This is a genomic window from Acinetobacter sp. YH12105, assembly GCF_013419095.1.
GTDB lineage: Bacteria > Pseudomonadota > Gammaproteobacteria > Pseudomonadales > Moraxellaceae > Acinetobacter > Acinetobacter pseudolwoffii.
Window position 1 is genome coordinate 84,437 of the sequence record NZ_VPAU01000002.1, and the last position, 16,988, is coordinate 101,424.

Consider the following 16,988-nt stretch of genomic DNA (forward strand, 5'->3'; position numbering starts at 1 on the left):
ATTCAGTTTTGGACATTATTCTGCATCTTCTTCATTGTGGCTTTCATAAATTGAACTTCACAATCTGGAGGTGGAGATGTCTACAAATAAAGTGAATATAAATACGCTGATTGATGAAGCAAAGTTCACGCCCTTTCATTGGGGCGTGCTGATCTGGTGTTTGCTGATCATTATTTTTGATGGCTATGATCTGGTGATCTATGGGGTCGCCTTGCCTCTGTTGATGCAAGAATGGTCATTAACTACAGTGCAAGCCGGGATGCTGGCCAGTACCGCATTATTTGGCATGATGTTTGGTGCCATGACTTTTGGAACCTTGTCCGATAAGTTAGGTCGTAAAAAAACCATCATGATGTGCGTGGCTATTTTTAGTGGATTCACATTCATCGGTGCTTTTGCGACATCACCGGTCGAATTCGGAATCTTACGTTTCCTTGCCGGCTTAGGGATTGGCGGGGTTATGCCGAACGTGGTGGCCTTGATGACCGAATATGCGCCTAAGCGTATCCGCAGTACTTTGGTGGCCTTAATGTTTAGTGGCTATGCGATTGGCGGTATGACCTCTGCGCTGTTAGGTGCATGGCTGGTGCCACAATATGGCTGGAAAATCATGTTCTTGTTAGCCGGTATTCCACTGTTACTTTTGCCAATTCTTTGGAAATACTTGCCAGAATCGCTGATGTACTTGACCAACAAGCAACAGACTGCACAAGCAAATGATATTATTCAAAAAATATCTCCGACACAGGTTATTACCAGTGACACCCAGTTTGTACTGAATGAAGTACAAAAAGGCGATGAAGCCCCATTAAAAGCACTATTTCAACAAGGTCGCAGCTTCAGTACCTTCATGTTCTGGCTGGCGTTTTTTATGTGCCTATTAATGGTCTATGCCTTGGGAAGCTGGTTACCTAAACTGATGATTCAGGCCGGTTACTCGCTAGGTGCCAGTATGATCTTCCTGTTTGCATTAAATATTGGGGGTATGGTCGGTGCAATTGGCGGTGGTTATCTGGCAGATCGTTTCCACATCAAAAAAGTCCTCACGATCATGTTCTTATGCGGAGCAATCGCCCTGATCTTGCTTGGCTTTAACAGTCCGCAGTTTGTGCTCTATACCCTGATTGCTGTAGCAGGTGCTGCAACGATTGGCTCACAAATTCTACTCTATACCTTTGTTGCACAATATTATCCATCGACGGTGCGTTCTACCGGCATGGGCTGGGCATCAGGGATTGGACGTATTGGGGCGATTGTTGGTCCGGTACTGACCGGTGCTTTATTAACCATGAATTTACCGCATCAAATGAACTTCTTTGCTATTGCGATTCCTGGCGTGATTGCTGCGCTGGCAATTTTCCTGGTGAACTTAAAAAGCTCTGTAGATGGTCAAGCCCTTACGGCGAAGACTATTCAGCCAGATTCACTGGCAGAAAAGACCAGTTAATGAATTAAACTATAGTTAATAAAGATAGTATTACCAATGATATAGATCGCCATCGTAACGGGTGGTGATCTGTTGCTAGAATCTAGTCGAACAATAAAAAGCGAGTTTAGGATGAACACGACACTATTCACCACAACAATCAATAAGCCAACACGAAAACACACGCTTTTGATGAGCATGATTGCAATCAGTATGGGGAGCATGAGCTTATCGGTTCAAGCACAAACCACGCAGAGCAGTCAGCAGGAAATTGAACAACTACGCCAGGAAGTTCAGGCCTTACGTGCCTTGATTGAACAGCAGCACGTTCAGAAAGCGGCTGTAACTGCGCCGGTCGTCGCATCTACACCTGCAACTCCAGCCAGCAAACCGGTGATGAAAATCGCCAGTGGTGCCGAGTTTAATCTATACGGAAACATTCGTGCCGATGCATCTTATCAGGCTGAAGGTGGGTCAGCAGCACGCATGTTCAACCAGATTGGTTCAGTACCACTTGAAGGTGCTGGGGAGCGTAGTGATGAGTTTAAGTCGACACTTTCTGCCACGCGTTTAGGGATGGATTTTAAAGCACCTGTAGGTGCTGGGGATAAAGCACTCAGCGGTAAAGTTGAGGTGGACTTTTTAGGTGGAGCCGGCTTTGACAACCTGCGAATTCGTCATGCTTATATCAGCTATGCTAACTGGCTGATCGGTCAAACCTGGTCAAACTTTGCCACGCCAGACTATATTCCGGAAACTGTAGATGCTCTGGTATATGCTGGGGGTTCGATTAAACGCACACCACAAGTGCGCCACACCAGCACTTTCAGCCCTGAAACCAATCTGGTCGTTGCAGTTGAAGATCCGAAAGATACGAATCCTGGGATCAAACAACGCCTACCGGCTTTAACCGCACGTTTAAATCATAAATTTGCCGATAATTTTGCAGTCAGCGCACGTGCCATGGGTCATGAAAAGCGCGTGAATGAAGATGAAGAAATGGCGTGGGGCGTGGGGCTGGGGGCGAAATATGACATTGTGCCGGGGACGACTTTAAAAGCCGACTACTATCATGTCAAAGGCGATAGTAGCTTTATCTCGAATGCCAATACGGGTGTAATTACAGCTGTAAATGGTGATCTGTTACAAAGTGAATTCGATTCGATTTCGGTGGGCTTAACCCAGCAATTTAATGACAAGTTGCGCGGTACTTTAGGCTATGGTTATATGAGTTTTGATGATGATCAACGTTATACCGATGCGCTTATTGCTTCGACGCCAGCTGATGCAGCGCAATCTAATGCAACTAGAGCCAACAAAGACCTCTGGCAAGCGTGGGCAAACGTGTTCTATAGCCCAACCAAGCCACTCAGTTTTGGTCTGGAATATGTCTATGGTGAACGTACAGCTTTAGCTCCAGCTACAAATGGCAGTGACAAAGGTGAAGACAACCGAATCAATGCGGTTGCCATTTACAACTTCTAAGATGCTTGTAAATTCGGGTATCTTGACCTAAAAAAGCGTGGATGAACTCATTCACGCTTTTCTATTTCTGCTGAATGGTATCTGCTAAAAGATTCACTGCATTTTCTATCTCGGCGGTCCATTCAAAAGAACAATTCAGGCGCATATAATGCTGACTGGCATGATCCGGTTTAAACAATAATGCAGGGGCGATTGAAATACCTTTCTGAATCAGTTGCTCATAAAGCACCTGTCCATCTAGACCATTTGGCAATTCGATCCAGAGAAAATAACCACTGGAATAATAGTAAATTTTACATGTAGGCGCTAAGCGGTTTTTGAGTTCCTGATAAAACTTCTTTTTATATTTTTCCAGATGATGTCTTAGCTGTCGTAAATGTTTTTCATAATGATGATGCGAAATAAATTCTACCAGCGTGTTCTGGAGTAAGGGACTGACCGTCAAAGTGCTCATGAGCTGCAAATGCTGAATGGCATCGGAAAATGGACCGGCATAGACCCAACCGACGCGTGCGCCCATGCCTAGTGTTTTGGAAAATGAAGCACAGTGCAGCACCATCTGATGCTGGTCAAAATATTTAACCGGTAGCGGTTTGGATGAACCATAATTCAATTCCTGATAAACATCATCTTCGATTAAATAGACCTGATATTCATACAAAAGTTCGGCAATTCTCTGTTTAATTTCCGAACTAACAGTAAAGCCAATCGGATTATGCGCGTTCAGCATCAGCCAGCACACCTTGATCGGATACTGTTTCAAAGCCTGTTCAAATGATGCCAGATCAAAACCGAATTGCGGATGCTCAGGGATGGTAATCACCTGTAGCCCCAAACGCTCGGCTGCCTGCCAGGCCCCATAAAATATGGTTTGTTGCAACAGGATAAAATCACCGGGTTGGGTCAATGCCTGTAAAGACAGATTCAGTGCTTCTAGTGCACCGGATGTAATGACAATGTCATCTGCATGGCAAGCAATGCCTTGCAACTGGTAACGATTGGCAATCAGTTGGCGTAAATCCTGATTGCCAGGCGGCATATGATTCTGGTTGTTATAACTGCTTTTTCTTTTGGCCTGCTGCGCCAGAATCTGCATAAATTTGGCGTTATATAACAGCTCTGCATTGGGAAATGCGGAACCAAAAGGCACAATTTCTGCAGCTTGGATCGATTTTAAATAATTAAATACCACAGAGTTGATTTGAACTTTTGGGCTTAAACTAATCTGGATTGGTTGTTTGCTGTTGACCAGATCGGTAGAACGCTCTGCAACGTAATAGCCGGATTTATCTCTGGCATAAACCAGACCTTGCGCTTCAAGTTCCTGATAAGCATTGAGTACCGTCATCAGGCTATAGCCAGACAATTGGGTCTGTTCGCGGAGTGAAGGTAATTTTTCATGTACCCTCCATACGCCGTTTTCAATCATCTGACGGATATTCTGCGCCAGTTTTTCAGACTTATACATACACTTGCTTGAACTAAGACTGTTCTAATTATTTTGATTTATAGCATATTTCAAGATGCTCAATATAACAAATTAAGTTTAATGTGGTTGTCAGTCTATTTTCAAGCTGGCGTTCTATCGATCTGCTGTACTGTTCTTCTAAGATCAGTATCCAAGTAAATATTTCTATTCAAATGGGATGGTTGTATTAATCGGGTCGACATGAACTCAATACATGATCATTAAACTGAATATCAGGCCTCAACCTTTCTAGGGAAATTCTCTACCTCTCCATCAATCGTATTCTAATTTTTATACGCCTGAGTCACTTCTCTTAATTTGTCACAATTCGATACTTACAAATTCAGATTTACTTGCTAAATTCAGTCCACATGATGATAAAAACTATGTCACGGTCTTAGACCGCTCCATCATGTCTAGATAACAACGATACGAATACACGGACCAATAACAAGCACAAAGGAGTGGACAATGCTCGGAAATATGATGTTTCAGCCTTTACTGATCAGCAGCATGATTGAACATGCAGGGCGCTATCATGCCGATACCGAGGTAATTTCCAAAAATACCGACACCAGCATTAAGGTGACCAACTGGGGCAAAATTCATCAAAACTCGAAACGTTTTGCCAAGGTATTGCAACAACTCGGCTTGGAACAGGGAGATCGGGTTGCCACCATTGCCTGGAATAATCATCGCCATTTAGAGTCCTGGTATGCTATTTCTGGCAGCGGTCTGGTCTGTCATACCATTAATCCGCGCCTGTTTCCGGAGCAGCTGATTTTTATTATGAATGATGCTGCAGATCGTGTGGTCATCTTTGATAAAACATTTGTACCTTTAATCAAGGCGGTAAAACCGCTGCTGACCTCAGTCGAGCATTTTATCTGTCTGGATGCTGCCGATCCGAGCGTCACTGAAGCCATTCCAGAAGTGCAATTTTATGATGATCTGATTGCCAGTCAAAACACAGAATTTGAATGGCCAGTCATTGATGAAAACTCAGCCAGTTCACTGTGCTATACATCAGGAACCACGGGCAACCCTAAAGGCGTGCTATATAGCCACCGCTCTACTGTATTACATAGCTATGCCATCATTTTACCGGACTCACTAAATGTCTCGGCTGCCGATATTATGTTGCCAGTGGTGCCGATGTTCCATGTGAATGCATGGGGTACGCCATACGCGGCGGCCATGGTGGGATGCACACTGGTACTGCCGGGGCCAGGTCTGGATGGTGCCAGTCTGGTGAATCTGATTGATACTTATAAAGTTTCAGTGGCGCTTGGCGTGCCAACCATCTGGCAGGGTTTGATTGCCGCAGCAACACAGTCAGGATCTAAACTAGACAGTTTAAAACGTAATGTAGTCGGCGGTTCGGCCTGTCCACCGGCAATGTTACGAACTTTCAAGGAACAGTTTAATTGTGAAACGATTCACGCTTGGGGCATGACCGAGACCAGTCCGCTGGGGACTGCCAATCAGCTCAAGACCAAACATTTGCAGCTATCAGATGAAGAAAAACAGCAGATTCGGTTGACCCAAGGCCGTCCGCCATTCGGAGTAGATCTGCGTTTGACCGATGCAGAAAAAGGGACACATGAAATTGAACGTGATGGACATACCACAGGAAATTTACAGGTGAAAGGGCATTGGGTCATCAATCATTATTTTGGCAAGGAGGAATCAGCGCTGACTGCTGACGGCTGGTTTGATACCGGCGATATTGCTACGCTGGATCAGGATGGCTTTATGAAACTCAGTGACCGTTCTAAAGATCTAATCAAGTCTGGCGGAGAATGGATTTCATCGGTGGAGCTGGAAAATATTGCCATGGGGCATCCGGAAATTGCGATGGCTGCCGTAATTGCCGCCCAGCATCCTAAATGGGATGAGCGCCCGGTATTGATTGCCATTAAAAAACCGGATAGCCAGCTAAGTGAAACTGATCTGCTGGAATATTATGCGGACAAGGTAGCCAAATGGCAGATTCCAGACCGAGTCGTATTTGTTGATACGATCCCACTCAGTGGTACTGGTAAAATGCTGAAAAAGGATCTGCGTGAATTATATGGGACTATTCTTTTGGAGCAGGCAGCAGGTTAAAGCGTCATTTAATCTGAAAATCCCAACATGAAGTTAAAAAACTGATCTCGAATAGAGGTCAGTTTTTTTATGTACAGGCTAAGCAGCGTTGTCTATTTAAAAATGCTTTTTCTCAATCCATATCGCCTTGATCGCTACTTTTAGACGATATTGTCCGACAAAAAGTCATATTATATGGCTTAGGCACATAATTTGACCTGTATTGACATGGTCTGAATGTGAAAATTCTTTATCCTGAGCAATATAATAATTAGACAGTTGTACATTAATGAAGCTGTCTGCGGATAAGGGGATAAAAATGACAAGCATGCCAACCTATCAGCCGCATTGGATCCGGGAAGATTTCATTGATTTTATTGGTGAAAAAATCCATCCAACCTGGGCAATCAAAAAAGTTAAGGCTGCCGTTATGGGCATTCAAGCCATCAGCCCTGACTTTTTCAAGATTCACTTACGTCCAAATCATAATTTTAAAGCCAAGTCATTTCAGGCCGGCCAGAATATTGCAGTGACCGTCAGACTTGATGGCGTACGTCATCAGCGACATTATTCTGTAGTGACGGTATTAAAAAATGGCGATCTGATCATTGCGGTTAAACAGCAGGGCAAAGTGTCACGTGCCTTAAGTCTGATGCAAATTGGTGCCGTGATAGAAATTTCACAGCCGCAAGGTGAGTTCACATTGCAAAAATCCACGCAGCCGATTTTATTCCTGGCTTCAGGCAGTGGTATTACCGCCATTTACTCCTTGCTGCAAAAAGCAGTCATTCAATCTCTGGAACAGATCGACCTGATTTATTTCACTCGAGATGATGCCTTTCATGCTGAACTGAAAACATTGGCTCTTATGCATCCAAACTTGAAATATCACCATTTCAATACTGTGGAACACCAGCAGCATCTGACCCAGAGCTTATTGCAAAAGCTGGTGCCAGACTTTGCAGAACGAAAAATTTATGCTTGTGGCTCCGCCGGGATGATGAAGGCCTCACTTCGCATCGTTGATAAACTGGAATTGAAATCCAATTTTCATTCGGAATATTTCCAGGTTGTGGTCGATGAAAAAATTAAAGCACAGCCGGTACAGTTTTTAAGATCGCAGCAAGAGTTTCAGGCGCAGTCCAATTTACTGGAAAGTGCCGAAAAGTCGGGCTTGCGACCAGCGCATGGCTGCCGGATGGGCATCTGCAACACCTGTTCCTGTACCAAGGTCAGTGGTTCGGTACGAAATGTCCTGACCGGTGAAATTGATCATGGTAATAATACCCAGATCAAACTGTGCATTTCTCAGGCAGTGAGTCCTGTGGTGATTAATTTATAAACTATTGATAAGCCATTAATTAAACTATAAGAAGGTGCTCCCATGAATATGCAAATTGATTTTAAACGACATAGCAAAAGCCAATTTCTTAGTCCTGAACAGATTGAGGAATTCGGTGCCAAAGTCGATGCGATCCGCCGCGAGGTCATGGATGATCTGGGGGAAAAAGACGCCGAATATATTTATAAAATCCGCAACTTTGTCCGCTATAGCGAAATTGCCTCACGTGGCATGCTGATGTTTGCCGGTTGGTTGCCACCGGTATGGCTGGCGGGGACAGGTCTGCTCGGTCTTTCCAAAATCGTGGAAAATATGGAACTCGGCCACAATGTCATGCATGGCCAGTTCGACTGGATGAATGATCCGAGTCTGAACGGTGCGACCTATGACTGGGATACGATTTCAACCGGCGATGACTGGAAATACACCCATAACTATATTCACCATACTTATACCAATATTGTCGGGATGGATCATGATGTGGGTTATGGACTGATTCGAGTCAGTGAATCGCAGAAGTGGGAACCACGCTTTCTGTTCAATATTCCACTGGGCATTCAGTTAATGGTATTTTTCGAATGGTATGTTGGCCTGCAACGCCTGCATCTGGAAGATGTGATTGCCTATAAAACCAAGACCTGGAAAGAAGTCTGGGAAGAAGCAGCACCTTTACGCCAGAAAATGCGACGTCAGGTGTTAAAAGATTATGTATTTTTCCCGCTCATTGCCGGCCCAAACGCCATTCCGGTATTTACCGGAAATGCGGTGGCCAATGTGATTCGCAGTCTATGGGCTTCTGCTGTCATTTTTAACGGTCATTTCACTGAAGATGCTGAAACCTTTGAAATGGACAATACTGACAATGAAACCCGTGCCGAGTGGTATTTACGCCAGATTCGTGGTTCGAGCAATTTTAGTGGAACAACCTGGCTACATATCTTGAGTGGCAATTTGAGCCATCAGATTGAGCATCATTTATTCCCAGACATGCCCGCCAATCGCTATGCGCAGGTTGCGCCAAAAATCAAAGCGCTCTGTGCAGAATATGGCATTCATTATAACGAAGCCAGCTTTATGAAACAGTTTTCTACTGTATGGGTAGGTCTCGCTAAATATTCTCTACCGAATCACTGGACTGAGCAGGTGGTTGAAAAAACCCATGCTGCCAAATCTGTATTCAACTACTTTAAAGCGAAACTATTGTCATAATTTTTTAAGCGTTACTTATTCACCATTTTGGTACTCCTCAATAGATTTGGATGGTCTATTGAGGAATTTTTTTTTGACCTTTATTAGATTCAATATCATTAAAATCCTCCTGTTTATGAATAAAATATGGATACAGATTTCAAAAAATGACGAAAGCAAAACAGATCCAGTACTGCTGAAACGCTTTGCCTACAACAACCTGCTTCAGCCCTAAGGGCTTCTCTCTATAATGGCCGCGTCGTTACACTTAAGGTCTCGGTTTTGAAACATCTTAAATATTTTTCAGCAATTCCATTATTAGTACTTTTAACTGCTTGTAACACCACTGAAGCACCCGCACCAGATTATCAGGGCAACTGGAAAAACACCGTGGAAAATCCAAAACTTGAAAATATTCTGGTTATTTCAAAAAATGGTGAAAATTATCTGATTACCAATACGATCAAAGATAAGGAAACCGGTAAAACCGAGAAAAAGAATCCAATGCCCGCTGCAGTGAACGAAAATGGCATGCTTCAGTTGAACGCAGGTGCAGGTATGGTCGATTTCGCAATCGATGAGAAAACCGGAAATCTGGTTGGTTCTGGCTCAATCTATAAAAAAGCCAAATAGGCAGTAAGATTTTTAAGCCACAAATAGTATTCAAGATGTCATGAATAAGGATATTTCATGGCATCTTTTTTAGTGGATGTTTTTATTGAATGAAACTCAATAATTCAGCAAAATCCTCGACAAAATAATTCGCTTTGGCTTTGATCAAATCTATTTCATGAGCGGAGTGCTGATCATAAATTGCCACCACCTCGATGCCTGCATGATTTGCTGCTTCTACACCGACCAAAGAGTCTTCAATAATTAGACATTCCTCAGGTCGAAGGTTAAACACTTGCAAAACATTCAGGTAAACCTCGGGATGAGGTTTAATGTTCTGGACATTTTCACGGGTGAGAATCAAGGCAAAATTATCCTCAAAGCTGATTTTAGAATTAATATTTCGATTGTTATCCTGATAGCGCTGTACATTGAATAAACTGGTGGTAGTGGTCAAAGCCAGAGATATCTGTTGCTGTTTTAAAGCCTGAATCAGGAGATCTGCCTGAGGTTTTAACTCGACGATATCATCCAGAAAATGTCGGGAAATTGTATAACGGCGATTTTTTACCTCTTCTTTAGCTGGTTTAAAACCGTATTGTTCTTTTAAAAATCCACAATATTCCAGATAAGGATCTGACATATGTCTCAAGGCGGTAAGCTGAAGATCGCGCTGTTGCTGAATCTCATGTAAATCGACTTTTCTGTTGGAGAGCTCATCAATCAGGGCTGCATCGACCTGATTCCAGATGCCCACAGAATCAATCAACGTACCATCCAGATCAAAACAGACCAGTTTTTTACCCTGAAACATAGAAGATTTCTCTGTATTTTTACCATTTATTCAGTGCGGCTGAGTATATCGCATACGATTTAAATGTTTAACTGACCTGAGCAAACCGGGCTGGAAATTTTACACTAAGGTACTTTTTAATGGATTTATTCATCTGGCAAAAGTATTTATTTACGGAAAATTACAGCGAGTTTAATCCTGAAAATAGTTGCGAAGTGTTATATTTTAATCTGAACCTCAATAGACTTATGCGGATGAAAGACCTGTCCGAATGATGAGAAAGTTAAAGGAAATGTATTTCTGTGTTTGAACTTGACTGTAAATTGCTCAGTATTTTTTATTATGTCTATAAATTTAAAAACGTATCTCAGGCAGCCGATCATTTAGATATGAGCCAGCCAGCGGTGAGCAATCTGCTGAATAAAATTCGCCAGCATTATGGTGATCCTTTATTTTTACGTATTGGCAATGAAATGCTACCTACGGATCTATCCAAACAGCTCTTTCCCTTGGTCAGCGAAGCACTGAGCAAAGTTGAAGCAATCAATAATTTCACGATTAATTTTGATCAGGTCACTTCACAGCAGCGCTTTACACTGGCGATGACTGATGTATCACATCTGGTGTTATTGCCAAAAATTTCACAATATCTGAAGCAGCATGCATCCCATATTCGTCTGAATGTGCGTCCGATTACCTCGGAAACCAGTTATCAAATGGCCAATGGTGAGATTGATCTGGCTTTGGGTTTCTTGCCAAATCTGGAGAATGGCTTTTATCAGCAGAAACTGTTTGAACAGTATTATGTGGTGATCGCGGCGAAAGACCATCCGCGACTCACGGGTGACAGCATCACGACCGAAGAGTATTTACGTGAAACCCATATCGATATTGATGCCGGAATGGGGCATTACCATATTGAAAATGAATTGCTGAATCTGGAACTTAAGCGTGACATTCTAATGCGTCTGCCAAGTTATCTAGGGGTAGGACTGGTGGTACAGGAAACCGATGCGATTGCGACCGTGCCTTATTATTTGAGTGAAGTTTTATTATCGCGTGGCAATCTCAAGATTTTTGAGGCACCGATTGCGTTCCCAACCTATTCTGTAAAGCAGTATTGGCATATGTCCTGTCATCATAAAACCAGTCATCAATGGCTACGTAATATGCTGCATGAGATTTTAAGTAAATAAGCTTGCAGCATGGAAGGCTTGATTTAATCTTCATCTCTAGAATTTACAACTCCCGGTTCAAGCCGGGATTTTTTATTTTGGTACATCTTGATGCCTTTTTCAGAGTCTTGCACTTGAATTGATCAGCCCTAGCTCAAAAAAGTATTACTAAACAAAAAAATAGTATTACCAGTTTGGCACGCCCTTTGCATTTATTTAAACATCATAAAGTGATCTAGGGTTCCGATACATGAACATTCATGTAGGTCTGCGACCGAGAGTTCACGGCTTAAGTTTCAAGCTCAAGCTACACGGAGGGATAAAAGCCCGGGAGGTAAACCGTACAAGATTGGGATGGATGCATATGAGCACAACTACTTATCACGAAGATCAAGTCCTCTGGACTGAACGTTTACCGGGTGGACACCACTGGTCAGCACGCATCCAGCGTGGCGCAGTTTTACAACTTAAATCTTTAGGCGCAAATGCCAATGTTTCACTGTTTTGTGTGAATAGCGAAGATAAGCTTGAAGCCTATAACATGCCAGACAGCTTAAAAGGTCAACACAGCGCATTTTTAAGTACAGGGCACATTTTGGCGTCTGATTTAGGTCGTGCGATGATCTCGATTGTTAAAGATGACCATGGTTGGAATGATGCCTTTTGTGCGCCAAGTACCGCACCGCAAATTGGAGCACAGTTTGGCACGAAGACCTTCCAGGATGCCCGCAACGACATGTACCGCAATGCTAAAGACAGCCTACTTTTAGAGATGACCAAATTTGGTTTATCTGCGACGGATCTGAGTAATACCTTAAATCTATTCTCAAAAGTTCAACCGGATGACAATGGCAATTTAACTTATGTGAAGTCTGACAATACCGACCAAGTAATTGAACTACGCTTTGAAATGGATTGTTTGGTGTTTTTATCCAGCGCACCACATGCACTCGACAATTCTAATGAATATGCACCAGCCGATATTCAGCTCTCACTCTTTAAAGCACTGCCTTTAGGCGACACCGATGTCTGCCGTGACTCATGCCCGCAAAATCAGCGTGCGTTTCAAAATAATAACCGCTACTACGCTTTAACTGCTTAAGGGGAATGATCATGACTGCACTCGTAAATCTAGAAAAATCAGTACTTAGCGAAGTTTGTCCTGCCGGTGAAGCATGGATGTGTGAAGTCAAAAAAGGCCAGTATTTCCGTATTGTTGATCTTGAAGGTAATCAAGCGGTGGATACTTTGTTTATTTCCGCACATAACCCTGAAGAGCGTTATAGCGCAACCGATACTTTGGCGATGAACCGTCAAATTTATCTAGAAAAAGGTACGACTTTATATACCAACTTTGGCAATAAAATTGCGAGTATTCATGATGACAACTGCGGTCGCCACGATACTTTAGGCGGTGCATGTTCATGTGAAAGTAACACGGTTCGTTATGCGCATGATAAATATCCAATGCACAGTTGCCGTAACAATTTCATGATTGCATTGTCACAACATCCGATTGCGAAAAAGCATGGTCTGAATGTGCGCCATATCGGTCCAAATATTAATTTTTTTATGAATGTACCTGTAACTTCAGATGGTCACCTGAAATTTGATGATGGGATTTCTGCACCGGGCAAATATGTGGAAATTAAAGCTGAGATGGATTTGATTGTGTTGATCTCAAACTGCCCACAACTGAATAACCCATGTAATGCCTATAACCCAACAAAAATTCAACTGATTGTCCGTGAAGGCGAGGTATAAGACTATGACTTTAAAATATGGGTTTAATAAAGTTCTCATCGCCAACCGTGGTGCAATTGCTTGTCGTGTCATCCGTACCCTTAAAAAATTAGGCATCCAATCGGTTGCGGTGTATTCGGAAGCAGATCGTGATTCCTTGCATGTGACTTTAGCTGATGAAGCGGTCTTTATTGGTGATGCACCTGCAAGCCAAAGCTATCTGAATGTCGATAAAATCTTAGAAGTGGCCAAACATACCGGTGCGCAAGCGATTCATCCGGGCTATGGATTCCTGTCTGAAAATGCCGAATTCTGTAATCTCTGTGAAGCACAAGGCATTGTGTTCTTGGGCCCAAATGCCGAGCAAATGAAAGCATTTGGTCTGAAACACACTGCACGTGAATTGGCGATTCAAGCCAATGTACCGTTATTGCCAGGTAGCCAATTATTGGCTGATGAAGCTGAAGCCCTGCTTGAGGCTGAGCGTATTGGCTATCCTGTGATGCTGAAAAGTACCGCAGGTGGTGGTGGTATTGGCATGCGTTTGGTGTGGAATGCGGAGGAGTTGAAAGAAGCTTACACAACCGTGTCCTATTTAGCACAAGCCAACTTTAAAGATGCAGGTTTATATCTCGAGAAATTTGTACAAAATGCCCGTCATATCGAAGTACAAATCTTTGGTGATGGCAATGGATTAATCTTAGCACTCGGTGAGCGTGATTGTTCGGTACAACGTCGTAACCAAAAAGTCATTGAGGAAACGCCTGCACCACATCTGAATGATGAACAACGTGCTTATATCCAAAATGTCGCGATTCAATTGATGCAGTCGGTGAACTACCGCTCGGCAGGAACCGTTGAATTTGTGATGGATACTGATACACAAGAGTTCTATTTCTTGGAAGTGAATACCCGTCTACAAGTGGAACATGGCGTCACTGAACAAGTATTTGGTGTCGATCTTGTTGAATGGATGGTGACTTTAGGCAGTGGTGATTGGGTTGCACCGACATCAAAACTTGAGTCTCAAGGTCATTCGATTCAAGTTCGTCTCTATGCCGAAGATCCAATCAAAAACTTTCAGCCAAGTGCAGGGCTTTTAACGCATGTTGAGTTTGATGCCAATGTGCGTAATGAAACATGGGTAGAAACAGGTTCAAACGTGTCATCTTTCTATGACCCGATGATTGCCAAAATTATTGTGACTGCGGATGATCGTGATTCTGCAATTCAAGCCATGACAGTTACGCTCGCTAAAACCCAAGTGGCGGGCATTGAAACCAACCTTGAATATCTACAAAACATTATCGACTGCAATGTCTTTAAAGCCGGTACGCAAACCACACGTTTTTTAAATACCTTTGAGTGGAAAACTCAAAAAATTGAAGTGCTACAAGCGGGCATTCAAACCGCCGTGCAAGATGTCACAGGCCGTTTGGGCTATTGGGATGTCGGCGTACCGCCATCAGGTGCGATTGATCCGCTGTCTTTAAATGTTGCGAACCAACTGTTAGGCAATGCACCAAATACCGCAGGGCTCGAATGTACCTTGCAAGGCCCAAGCTTAAAATTCCATTGCGATAGCCAAATTGTCTTGGCAGGTGGCGATATGCCATCGACGTTGGATGGTGTTGCTGTCCCAATGTGGCAAACCGTTAATGTGCGTAAAGGTCAGGTGTTGAAATGTGGCAAGATCGCCACAGGTTGCCGTACCTATATCTGCATTAAAGGCGGTCTGAATGTCCCTGAATATTTAGGCTCACAAGCGACCTTTACACTTGGTCAGTTTGGCGGTCATGCAGGGCGTAACTTACTGATTGGCGATATGCTTCCAATCACGGCATTTACATCCGATGAAGTGAAAGCATTAAATGAAGATCAAATCCCAACATTCTCAAATACTTGGGAAATTGCGGTGATGTATGGTCCACATGGTGCGCCTGATTTCTTTACCAAAAACGACATTGATATTTTCTTTGCTAACGAATTTGAAATTCACTTTAACTCAAGCCGTACTGGTATCCGTTTGATTGGTCCAAAACCTGAATGGGCACGTCAGGATGGTGGTGAAGCGGGTCTGCATCCATCCAATATTCATGACAATGCCTATGCCATTGGGGCGATCGACTTTACGGGTGATATGCCAATTATCTTAGGGCCAGATGGTCCAAGCCTTGGTGGTTTTGTTTGTCCTGCGGTGGTGATCAACTCTGAACTATGGAAACTCGGTCAGCTCAAAGCAGGCGATAAAGTCAAATTTTTGCCTGTCAGCTACCATCAAGCGAAATTGCTGAATGAAAAATATCATGCGCAATTAACTGCTCAAGATACACAAGCGGTGACCTTTGATGAATCGTTCTATCCCGAAATCAGCACCTTAAAATCTGCCATTTTAGATACGTTAAAAGGTCAAAATGGCACTCCTGATGTGGTGTATCGCCCTGCGGGCAATAACTATATGCTCGTTGAATATGGCGAATTGGTTTTAGATTTAAACCTACGTTTCCGTATTCATGCGCTGATGCAATGGGTCAAAGATCAAAATATTCAAGGCATTATTGACCTGACACCGGGTATTCGTTCACTGCAAATTCATTTTGATTCGACTCAGCTCGATCAAATTGATTTATTGCGTATGCTTCAAGTCGCAGAAGAACAACTGCCTGATGTGACCGAGATGCAAGTGCCATCACGCACCGTGTATTTACCGCTTGCGTGGGAAGATTCACAAACCCAACTCGCAACAGAACGCTATATGCAAACTGTGCGACCTGATGCACCGTGGTGTCCTGACAATATCGAGTTTATCCGTCGTATTAATGGCTTAAAAGACAAACAAGCCGTGAAAGATGTGGTCTATAACGCAAGTTATTTGGTCATGGGCTTGGGTGATGTGTATTTGGGTGCGCCTGTGGCAACGCCACTTGATCCACGTCAGCGTTTAGTCACGACTAAATATAACCCTGCACGTACTTGGACACCTGAAAATGCCGTTGGTATTGGCGGTGCGTATATGTGTGTTTACGGTATGGAGGGTCCGGGTGGCTATCAGTTTGTGGGTCGTACCTCGCAAATGTGGTCACGTTACCGTAAAAACCCAGACTTTGAACAAGGTATGCCGTGGTTATTACGCTTCTTTGATCAAATTAAGTTTTATGAAGTATCTGAAGCTGAACTCATGCAGATGCGTGAGGACTTTAAAGCAGGTCGTTTAAAACTGCGTATTGAAGACGGTGTATTGAACTTAAAAGAATACAATGACTTCTTAACCGAAAACCAAGCATCCATTTCTGCCTTTAAAGCGGTGCAACAAGCGAATTTTGATTCTGAACGCCGTCGTTGGCATGAAGCAGGGCTTGCGGAATATGTCTCTGAAAGTCTGGATGCTGTGGATGATGGTGAAGGTGTAGAAGTGCCTGAAGGTGGTTGTGCAGTGGAATCGCATATGCCAGGTTCAATCTGGAAAATTGAATGTGCATCGGGCGATATTGTGGAAGAAGGTGCAACGCTTGCTGTCATTGAAGCGATGAAGATTGAGATTCCAATTATTGCACCTGAGCGTATGCGTGTAGATGCGATTACCATTGAAAAAGGACAAACGGTAAAAACAGGGCAGGTGTTGTTTACGTTGGCGCCAGTGGCTTGATGAGATAGGAATAAAAAGACCG

General features: G+C 43.3%; 12 protein-coding genes and 1 riboswitch. Of the genes, 10 read left to right on the forward strand and 2 right to left on the reverse strand.

Translation table 11 applies throughout. The annotated features are described in order from the left end of the window. The first annotated feature begins 76 nt into the window (after window positions 1–76). Together FTU44_RS02410 and FTU44_RS02415 are read left to right on the forward strand one after the other, a co-directional pair. Window positions 77–1,447 (forward strand): aromatic acid/H+ symport family MFS transporter, encoded by a 1,371-nt coding sequence (locus tag FTU44_RS02410; protein WP_005170831.1) that lies wholly within the window; start codon window positions 77–79, stop codon window positions 1,445–1,447. Window positions 1,448–1,558: 111 nt separating this feature from the next. Then, window positions 1,559–2,911, forward strand: coding sequence for a DcaP family trimeric outer membrane transporter (locus FTU44_RS02415; RefSeq protein ID WP_005096951.1), 1,353 nt, complete (start codon window positions 1,559–1,561; stop codon window positions 2,909–2,911). A 61-nt stretch (window positions 2,912–2,972) separates the two neighbouring features. Here the strand turns inward: FTU44_RS02415 and FTU44_RS02420 are convergent, their stop codons facing one another. After that, the gene (locus FTU44_RS02420; protein WP_180039905.1) at window positions 2,973–4,379 is read right to left on the reverse strand and encodes a PLP-dependent aminotransferase family protein; all 1,407 of its coding nucleotides are present in this window, start codon (window positions 4,377–4,379) and stop codon (window positions 2,973–2,975) included. 471 nt (window positions 4,380–4,850) lie between these two features. Here FTU44_RS02420 and FTU44_RS02425 point away from each other — a divergent pair, with 471 nt between their 5' ends. From FTU44_RS02425 to FTU44_RS02440, 4 genes are all read left to right on the forward strand, one after another. Then, entirely contained in the window at window positions 4,851–6,488 is a 1,638-nt protein-coding gene (locus FTU44_RS02425) for a long-chain-fatty-acid--CoA ligase (protein WP_180049361.1), read from the forward strand. A gap of 298 nt (window positions 6,489–6,786) precedes the next feature. Further along, complete coding sequence (locus tag FTU44_RS02430) at window positions 6,787–7,809, forward strand: flavin reductase family protein (RefSeq protein ID WP_180000124.1); 1,023 nt, start codon at window positions 6,787–6,789, stop codon at window positions 7,807–7,809. A gap of 42 nt (window positions 7,810–7,851) precedes the next feature. Next, window positions 7,852–9,018, forward strand: a complete 1,167-nt coding sequence (locus FTU44_RS02435) for an acyl-CoA desaturase (RefSeq protein WP_180049362.1) — start codon at window positions 7,852–7,854, stop codon at window positions 9,016–9,018. A gap of 261 nt (window positions 9,019–9,279) precedes the next feature. Then, window positions 9,280–9,630, forward strand: coding sequence for a hypothetical protein (locus FTU44_RS02440; protein ID WP_004280391.1), 351 nt, complete (start codon window positions 9,280–9,282; stop codon window positions 9,628–9,630). Between the two features lie 82 nt (window positions 9,631–9,712). On the opposite strand, the gene FTU44_RS02445 is transcribed toward FTU44_RS02440, so the two are convergent. Further along, complete coding sequence (locus FTU44_RS02445) at window positions 9,713–10,423, reverse strand: HAD family phosphatase (protein WP_180049363.1); 711 nt, start codon at window positions 10,421–10,423, stop codon at window positions 9,713–9,715. Window positions 10,424–10,704: 281 nt separating this feature from the next. Between FTU44_RS02445 and FTU44_RS02450 the strand changes: the two genes are divergently transcribed. From FTU44_RS02450 to uca, 4 genes are all read left to right on the forward strand, one after another. Further along, window positions 10,705–11,598 (forward strand): LysR family transcriptional regulator, encoded by an 894-nt coding sequence (locus FTU44_RS02450; protein ID WP_004647024.1) that lies wholly within the window; start codon window positions 10,705–10,707, stop codon window positions 11,596–11,598. Window positions 11,599–11,801: 203 nt separating this feature from the next. Continuing rightward, window positions 11,802–11,913, forward strand: a riboswitch (guanidine-I (ykkC/yxkD leader). A 28-nt stretch (window positions 11,914–11,941) separates the two neighbouring features. Continuing rightward, window positions 11,942–12,679, forward strand: coding sequence for an urea amidolyase associated protein UAAP1 (locus FTU44_RS02455; protein WP_180049364.1), 738 nt, complete (start codon window positions 11,942–11,944; stop codon window positions 12,677–12,679). A gap of 11 nt (window positions 12,680–12,690) precedes the next feature. Further along, window positions 12,691–13,341, forward strand: a complete 651-nt coding sequence (locus FTU44_RS02460) for an urea amidolyase associated protein UAAP2 (RefSeq protein WP_005266347.1) — start codon at window positions 12,691–12,693, stop codon at window positions 13,339–13,341. Between the two features lie 4 nt (window positions 13,342–13,345). Continuing rightward, window positions 13,346–16,966 carry an urea carboxylase gene (uca, locus tag FTU44_RS02465; protein ID WP_180049365.1) on the forward strand — a complete coding sequence of 1,207 codons (3,621 nt, stop codon included), beginning with the start codon at window positions 13,346–13,348 and terminating at the stop codon, window positions 16,964–16,966. Window positions 16,967–16,988 lie beyond the last annotated feature (22 nt).